Annotated in this window: 7 protein-coding genes; 2 read left to right on the top strand and 5 right to left on the bottom strand. The window is 65.1% G+C overall.

Features of this window, described 5'->3' with window-relative positions:
* Positions 1 to 21: 21 nt before the first annotated feature.
* Both ACESNG_RS12150 and ACESNG_RS12145 read right to left on the bottom strand, forming a co-directional pair.
* Positions 22 to 2,475, bottom strand: a complete 2,454-nt coding sequence (locus tag ACESNG_RS12150; RefSeq protein ID WP_373062264.1) for a zinc-dependent metalloprotease — start codon at positions 2,473 to 2,475, stop codon at positions 22 to 24.
* A 388-nt stretch (positions 2,476 to 2,863) separates the two neighbouring features.
* A complete protein-coding gene (locus tag ACESNG_RS12145) occupies positions 2,864 to 4,231 on the bottom strand; it encodes an alpha/beta fold hydrolase (protein WP_373069161.1) in 1,368 nt (455 codons plus the stop codon).
* 182 nt (positions 4,232 to 4,413) lie between these two features.
* Between ACESNG_RS12145 and ACESNG_RS12140 the strand changes: the two genes are divergently transcribed.
* On the top strand, positions 4,414 to 5,547 hold the full coding sequence (locus ACESNG_RS12140; RefSeq protein ID WP_373062268.1) for a ketoacyl-ACP synthase III: 1,134 nt from the start codon (positions 4,414 to 4,416) through the stop codon (positions 5,545 to 5,547).
* Positions 5,548 to 5,573: 26 nt separating this feature from the next.
* Here the strand turns inward: ACESNG_RS12140 and ACESNG_RS12135 are convergent, their stop codons facing one another.
* From ACESNG_RS12135 to ACESNG_RS12125, 3 genes are all read right to left on the bottom strand, one after another.
* Positions 5,574 to 6,083 carry a hypothetical protein gene (locus ACESNG_RS12135; RefSeq protein WP_373062270.1) on the bottom strand — a complete coding sequence of 170 codons (510 nt, stop codon included), beginning with the start codon at positions 6,081 to 6,083 and terminating at the stop codon, positions 5,574 to 5,576.
* Between the two features lie 312 nt (positions 6,084 to 6,395).
* Complete coding sequence (locus tag ACESNG_RS12130; RefSeq protein ID WP_373062272.1) at positions 6,396 to 6,641, bottom strand: CsbD family protein; 246 nt, start codon at positions 6,639 to 6,641, stop codon at positions 6,396 to 6,398.
* 84 nt (positions 6,642 to 6,725) lie between these two features.
* A complete protein-coding gene (locus tag ACESNG_RS12125; RefSeq protein WP_373062274.1) occupies positions 6,726 to 6,959 on the bottom strand; it encodes a hypothetical protein in 234 nt (77 codons plus the stop codon).
* Between the two features lie 321 nt (positions 6,960 to 7,280).
* Between ACESNG_RS12125 and ACESNG_RS12120 the strand changes: the two genes are divergently transcribed.
* Positions 7,281 to 8,266 (top strand): AAA family ATPase (locus ACESNG_RS12120; RefSeq protein ID WP_373069159.1); only part of this gene is annotated, 986 nt, incomplete at its 3' end.

Here is an 8,266-nt window from a genome sequence, read left to right as displayed (position 1 = left end):
TGGCGCCGTTTGCTGGTGACCCTACGGCCACGGTAATATGATCACCGGGAATCTTGGCCGCGCCGATGGGTCGTCGTTGCCGTTCATGAACGTCGCGATGTCGTGGCGCGCCGACGCGACGTGCGCTTGCACGGCGGTATCGGTCGACGACATGCCCGCGAGCTGCGTGTCGAGCGCCTTGAGATGCATGAGCGCGGCGGCGCGTACATCGGGCATGGCGCGCTTGTCGCCAGCGAGATCGAGAACGGCATCGACGGCGGCGCGCTGGGCGGCGCGCTGCACGGCCTTCTCGGGGGCGGCAGTCGCGGGGGTGCTGCCCCACGTGCGCTGCACGACGGCGCGCAGGACTTCGTCGAGCGAGAGCGCGGCATTGTCACGTCCGGCAATGAGCACCACGCGCGCGAGTCGCTCGCGGTCGAGGAGATAGCCGATCACTTCCGTAGCCAGTCCACCAGCGAGCGTAACAGCGTCGAACGTGGTGCCGCCCTGACTGTCGATCCACGTCATGTCGCCGTTGAAGCCCGGCGGCGCGGGCGGAATCATCTTCTGCACGCGCTCGGGGACCGTGAGCTCCGACGGCTGAATGGCGTCGAGTGCCATCGTCAGCGCGCGACGCTGTGTCGCGGCCGGAATAATGGTGGTGGGCGTCTGTCCGTCGCCGCGCAGCGTGAACGTGAAGTCCATGCCACCCACGTTCTTCGCGAGTCCTTCGAGCGAGTAGCGGTGGTGCAGGTACACGTGCGCGAACCGCATGTTGAGCAGCGCCATCGGCTCGCCCGGCTTGATGGCGCGCTCGTCGAACTTGTCCATCAACACGCGCCGCAGCTTCGACGTGCGCTCGACGGCGTCGAACATCGTGGCGCCTTCCACCCAGCGCGTCACTTCCGGAATCGACCCGTTGGCGCTGGCGTACTGGTCGTTGATGAAGCGGATGTTGCGCGCGAAACCGTCCTTCATGATCGCGTCGAGTCCCTTCGCTTCCGACGCGCTGTCGGCGTACCACGTGTAGCCCAGCTTGATGGCGAGCGTGTCCCACGCGCCGGGGCCTTTGCGATACGCGTCGCGCAGATCGGGCGTGCCGTCGGCGGCGAGCATGATGAGCGGATACGGATAGTCCATCACCGACGTGCGGCCCTGCGCATGCGCGATGTAGTTGTGCGACAGGCCGAGTGTGTGTCCGATCTCGTGGGCTGCGTGCTGACGACGGCGCGACATGGCGAACGTTTCGGCGTCTACATTGGGGCCACGCGGACCGGAGGCCGGTACGGTGCCCGCCCAGATGTTGTAGTCGACCAGCGAACGCCAGGCATCCATGCGAACCATGGCCCGGATGATTTCACCGGTGCGCGGATCACTGTAGCTGGGACCCACGCTCGGGCCGGGACCGGAGCGGTGTACCCACATCAGCATGTTGTAGCGGGCGTCCATCGGGTCGGCGCCGGCGGGCAGGTCGAGCACGCGGAAGGCGTTCTTGAAACCGGCGGCTTCGAACACCTTGGCCCACCAGTTGCCGCCCTGTCGCAGCGCTTCGCGATACTGCGGCGGCACGCCAGGATCGAGGTAATACGTGACCGGCGTGACCGGCTCCACGAGCTCCCCACGGCGGTACGCGGCGGGATCTTTCGGCACGAGGCGCCAGCGGTTGATGAAGCCCGAGCGATAGCTGCCGTCGAAGCCCTGCGAGAGGTCGGCGAACTGCGTGCCACCGTAGCCGAAGCGCGGATCGTAGGCGCGCGGGCGGTAGCTGGTGGGATCGGGGAGAACGACCAGCGAGTGGTGCTCCTCGAAGGTCATGGCTTTCGGGTCGGGCGCGGCGCGGCGCGCGAGACCACCCGGCGCGTCGCTCACGAACGTGAGCACGGCGTGCACTTCCGCGTTCTTCGGGAAGGCCTTCGTGCGCGCCGTGTCGAGCCAGCTTCGGGTGGCATCCACGCGATACACGCCAGCCGCACCGCCGGCACCGACACCGCCGGGTCCGGCGCCACCACGAAGGGCGTCCGCCACCCCGTAGGCGTCGGACAGAAACAGCGACGTGGCATCGACGGTGGTTACGCCGTCCTTCTCGCCGTCGACCACGAACGAGGCCACGACCGAACGCGGGAAGGCATCGGATGCCGCCTGCTTGTTGCCGGCGTCCCCGTTGGGCGCCCGCACGCTCCAGTTGTCGCGTACCATCAGCACGCGGTTACCGCGCCGCTCGAGGCGCACGACCACGCTCTGCCCCATCTGGGCACGATCGAGACCGGGGCCATTGCTTTGCCCCAGTCCGGTCGTAAGGGTGACCTGATGCAGGAAATCCTTCCCCATCTGCGCCGCGGGGATATCGAGCAGGGCTCGGTTGCGGGCCTCGTCCACTCGGACGCTCAGGAAGGCGGCGTCAGGAGCCTGGGCCGGCAAGACCGACGTAGCGCCGGCAAGGGCGACCGCCGCGGCCGCGAGAACACGCGGGAACGAATGAAGGCGAAGCGGGGACATGTGGTGCGGGACAAGGTGGACAGTCGGCGAACTCCCGATTGTAGCACTGATGGAGCGGGGCGCGCTATGCGGCCTGCCCGTGGAAACTCCGTACTCGAAACTTGAACTCAGAACTCGAGACTCACGTGAGTATTGAGTTTTGAGTTCAAGTTTCGAGTATTGCGTGATCCGCGCGTCGGCATCCGGAAACCGCAACAGCAGCTGCAAAAGCAACAGCCGGAACACGGATTTGGCGGAAACGGCACCGTAAAGCACAGATAAGCAAACGGCGCCGAGATGATTGCGATCTCGGCGCCGTTTCGCTTATCCGTGTTGGTTCCGTGTGATCCGCGGTATCCGTGTTCCGGCTGTTGCCGTTGCCGTTGCTTTTTCCAGAGGAGCCGCCGATTCACTCCCGTTGAAACTCCGCCGACACCAGTCGCCGCTTGTCGCCGGGCTGGGTGCGCACCACGATCGTTTCGCCGTTCACGCGCGTACGCACGGAGACCGGTGCACGCGCACCGAACCAGCGGATCGCGCGATCGACGGTCGGCACACCGGGCGGAATGCCGGCGGCTCGCACACCGTCGAATTCGACGGTATCGCGGCCAAAACCCAGATAGCCGCGCGGACGCGCAATGAGCACGCTCACGCTGTCGGCGCGAGCCGCGGGCGGCGCAGGAAGCCGGAAGTTCACGACGCGACTGGAACGCGGGAACGGCATGCGGAACACATGTAGCATCACCGCACTGTCGGGGCTCGCCACTTCGAATTCGTAGCGTGCGCTCGGCGACGCGCGGAACGGGCCCCAACGACCCGAGTGCGAGGTCACCGCGCGATACGCCGCCGTTCCAATACGCTGGCCCGTGGCCGCGTCGGCGGCATGTATCGTGATCACGGCATTGGCCAGCGGGAGGTTGGTTGGACTCGCGTTCACGTTGCCGCTGATCATTCCCTCGAGCACCGCGACCGTGTCGGCCACGATGTCCATCTGCGTCGGCGCGCGTCCCGTGATGAAGCGATACTGCGCGCGAAAGGCGGCCGATTCGAACGCCACTTCGCGATGATCGGTGCCGGGCAACACCACGTTCAGCGCCCCGCGCAGCGCCGGGCCGGTGGCATCCACGTTGGTCGGCGTGCTCTTCATGCCAAGACCCGCGCCGTCGGCCTGTGCATACTTGTCGAGCGAGTCCGAACGGAGGGCCAGAAACTTCACGCCGGGCACCACTTCACTGCCGCGATTCAGGGCGCGCAGATACGGACCGGCGCCGTTGCATTCACCGTCGGGCTGCACGGTGGGAATGGCGAACACACCATGGTTGGGCGTGCCGCCGGTAATCACGTGCGACACATGCGCGGCGCCGCCGCCGTAGCGCACATAGTTGCGGATCGTCATGCCGCCGCGCGAACTCCCCACGAGCGCGACCTTCGGGGCACCCGTCGCGAGCAGCACACGCGTCACGAAGGCCACCAAGGCGGCCGTCTGGTCCTGGGGTGTCGAGCGATTCAGCTCCACCGCCGTAAGCGTGCTGGAGGCCGACGGATGTGGGAGATCGACGGCAAACAGACGCGACGCCGGATAGCCATTCGACTCGAACCGCCAGACCACGTTATCCCAGAGACCGGCATGGTCGCCGTTCCCGTAGACGAAGATCACCGGCGTCTGGGCCGTGGCGGCCAGCGGCAGGACGGTCGCGGCGACCAGGAGTGCCAGTGCGCGGCGAAGCGTCGGGCCGTGCCCCACGAGGCGTGAGCAGGAGCGCAGTGTGATGGCCATGCAGAAAATGTATCTTCACGCGGCCAAAGCGACGGAGACGTCGGAAATCCGTTACCGAACGTTCTTGTGGCCTGCCCCGTTCGACCCTAGCCTTCAACCATCAGTCCGTCGGCTCGCCTCCCACCCGCGAGCACCTTGCGCCGACAGCGCGACCCGTTCCCCACGTCTTACCCCCTCGTGCAATGACGCCTGCGCGCCACGCCGCAATCATCGGCTGGGGTGAAGCGCTCCCGCCCGCCATCCTGACCAACGACGATCTTTCGACCTTCCTCGAGACGTCCGACGAATGGATCACCCAGCGCACCGGCATGAAGGAACGCCGCGTGTCGCACATCTCAGCGATCGAGATGGCCACCATCGCATCAGCGCGCGCCCTCGCCTGTGCCGGGCTGGAGGCGGGTGAGGTGGATCTCATCATTTACGGCGGCTGCAGCAACGAAGAAGCCGTTCCCAACAGTGCCTCCGGCGTGCAGATCGCGCTCGGCGCCACGCGCGCCGCCGCCATGGACGTCAACACCGCTTGTACCAGCTTTCTGTACGGCCTTTCCACCGCCACCGCGATGATCCAGACGGGCGTGGTGCGCAACGCGATCGTGATCGGCGTGGAGCTCATCAGCCGCTACATGGATTGGAGCAATCGCAACGTGGCGGTGCTCTTCGGCGACGGCGCTGCCGCCGTGGTGCTGCAGGCCAGCGACAACGAGGAAGGGGTGATCGGCACGGTGCTCGGCTGCGACGCCGAAGCACGGCAAAGCCTGCGCGTGCGCGGCATCGGCTGCGGTTATGCGAATCGCGACGTGTCTCTTGGCGATACCCTGTGGGATTTCGACGGACAGGTGATCTTCAAGCGCGCCGTACACGGCATGAGCGAAGCCGCCGCGCGCGTGCTACGCGAGGCCAACGTGTCGGCCGACGACATCGATCTGGTCGTGCCGCACCAAGCCAACCTGCGAATCATTGAAGCAGTAGCCAAGTACACCGGTATCGGCATGGATCGCGTGATGGTGACCGTGCACAAGTACGGAAACATGAGCGCGGCAACGGTCCCTGTAAGTTTGGTGGATGCGCTCGAGGAAGGACGCGTGAAACCGGGCAGCCTGTTGCTGATGCCTGGATTCGGTGGAGGACTCTCCTTCGGTGCAGTCCTCGTTCGCTGGGGACAGCGCACGACACCGCTTGGCGAATCGTCGATCGTGATGCCGCCCTGTGAGCAGACCGCGCTCGAACTCGTGAATGAGATCCGAGCCAGGCAGGATCCACACGGCCGCTCGTTGCGCGGACTCATGGAACCCGTGTTTGCGGAGGCACGCCGTTAGTCGCCCGGTTCAGCGTGTGTCGCACATCACCACATCAGATCGCTGAGGGACGTACCAGTGCGCCGCCGTGGCCTGATCTCTTTGCGCAGCATTACAATCTGACCCGCGTGGTAGGCCCCGTGTTCGGCCACGCCGTCGGCCATGGTAGCGATGTTGTAGGACTGCTGCTCGACGACCTTGAGAAAGCCCGACGACATCACTTCGCACACGCGCACGGCCATTGATCGGTAGGCATTGGCCATCCGGACTTGGGAGTCTTCCCAAGCGTCCGCCGTGCACGGAATGGGAATAGGCGGCCAGTCCTCTTCCGGCGTCGGTTCTTCGAGCGCCAAGCCATCCATGCGCAGACGAGCGCGTTCGGCCCGCGCGGTCACGTGCAGCACAATCTCCCACACGGTTTTCATACTCCGAATGGGGTGTTCGACGGCGTCGGCCGCGTTCATTCCCTGAAGGGCTTCGCGCAAGGACGGACCGTGCCACATCGGTCCGGTAATGGTGCGACGCAGCCGTCCGGACAGGTGCCGAGCATAGTCCATATAGACATACTCGGGGTGACGGACGGGCTTGGATGCGGACTCTTCGATCGGTATGGGAGTTCCTCCGGTTCTGGGGAACCCCCAATAAAACGACCGAGCGTCAGCGTGCTGTCAGCGGACCGTCAGCGCACTGAGATCGTCGCGCTCGCCAATCGGCTTACGACGTGCTGATTCGGCGCCGATCGAGCGTCAGAAGACATTATTGCTTTGACCCACCATGTATCCGACGTGTGTGCCGTTGCGCTCATCGGCCACACACGTCGGATGCGATGTTTATTGGCGCGTCATTTATCGGATGACACGGGAATGTGACTACGGAGCCTTGCGGTCGTTCCGGTCGATCACGTCGTCGAGCTTCTGCTGCCCCTTGCCCACGGCTTGCTGGGCCTTTCCCTTGAGGACCTCGGCTTTTCCCTTGACCTGTTGAGACGTGTCGTCGGTCATCCCACCCATCGCACTCCGGGCTCGGCCCTTCATCTCTTCCGCCGTCCCCTTGGCGCGGTTCACGAGGCCTTTCTCGTTCAGGTCGCGATCGTCGCTCCGCTTCTTATCGGTCATGACATCCTCCGCTGAATGACGGCTGGCTGCCGCACAGTTCGTGGCTGCACGGGCCAGCAATGGGCACCGGCTGCACCCACTCACCTATGTGGCATTGACCGTGCCAGCGCGGCCGAACGTGCGGCCCGTCACCCTCGCCAATTCGAGTTCCTTCCACACGGTCGCCAGCATGACGAGGCCGAGGAGCGATCCGAGAAGATTCAGCCAGCCGATCGGCGCGTTGTCGCGGAACGTGCTGGCGACGCCGATGATCACGGGAATGGCCGCCGCGACCGCGCCACTTCTACGGCGGTCGCGCAGCAGTCTATAGGTCTGCACCTGCTGGCCAGGACCACCACCGCGATCGCGGCCCGCTGAGGGTCGAGGGCCATAGGGACGGATGGGAGGCCCCCCAGAACGGTGGCGGCCGCAGACACGGTTAGCAATGCCGCGAAGATCCCAGCCGACACGCCGTGGTAGGCGGTGACCAGTCGCAGACGCACCGATGGCCTTCCGCTCTCGATTAAGTCGATGTTTGGTCTGCGCGGAGAAAGCGAGTCGGTCACTGTGGCATTGGCAGCAACGGGGCGATTTTGCGACAGGGCGGCGATCTCAAGAATGGCACGAAAGCCGCTGCCGCGCGACCGACTATTTTCCAGCATGTCGTCTCTGCCACCCGCCGCAACGGCACCCGCCGAACCGCTGCACGCCGAACCGCTGCACGCCGAACCGCTGCACACCGACGCCGGGCTGCACCTGCTGCGCTTCACACGCGACGGTGACCTGCTGGTGTTCGACGAGAAGCGGCCGGGCGACGGCTTCGCGCAATTCTACAGTCTCGAGCGCAACGAACTGCGCAAGTTCGTGCGCGAGGCGGTGCGCTCCAAGCTCGAGCGCGTGCGCGAGCAGGATCTTTGTCAGACGGCGTTCGACCGATATCGTGCGTATCTGGCGACATTGCCGCCTGAAAAGAAGCCTACGGAGCGTAAGGGGGTGCAGGCGGTGCGTCGGCTGGCCAACGCAGATCAGGCCGCCAGCATCGAGCTTGCTGAGCTGTACGATCATCTCGACGTACGTGATCCGCGTCCGCTGTTCGTGACCGGAAGAGCCGGAACCGGCAAGAGCACCGTGCTACGACAGCTGGCCGCCGCGCAGGGCAGCAAATGCGTGGTGCTGGCGCCCACCGGTCTCGCCGCGCTCAACGCGGGCGGACAAACCATTCATTCGTTCTTTCGCTTTCCGCTCAAACCGCTCACCGCACGCGACATTCAAGGCGGAAGGTGGCTGCAGGTGGCGCGAAAGCTCGACATGCTCATCATCGACGAGATCTCGATGGTGCGCGCCGACGTCGTGGACGGTATCGATGTCGCCATGCGCATGGCCAAGGGCAACGACCTCCCTTTCGGTGGCGTACGCATCGTGATGTTCGGCGATCCGTTTCAGCTGCCGCCAATCGTATCGAAAGAGCAATCGAGTGCGTTCGGTGACTTGTGGTACGACACGCCGCATTTCTTCGACGCCGCGGTGTTCAAGTACGCGCCGTTGTCCACCATCGAATTCCGTACGGTGTATCGTCAGCGGGATCCGGTGTGGATTGCGTTGCTGGATCGCGTGCGGACCGCTACGCCTACCGGCGACGACTATCG

It is taken from the genome of Gemmatimonas sp. (assembly GCF_041689975.1).
Lineage (GTDB): Bacteria > Gemmatimonadota > Gemmatimonadetes > Gemmatimonadales > Gemmatimonadaceae > Gemmatimonas.
Note: the sequence above shows the minus strand (reverse complement) of the source record. Positions and strands in the feature narration are given on the sequence as shown.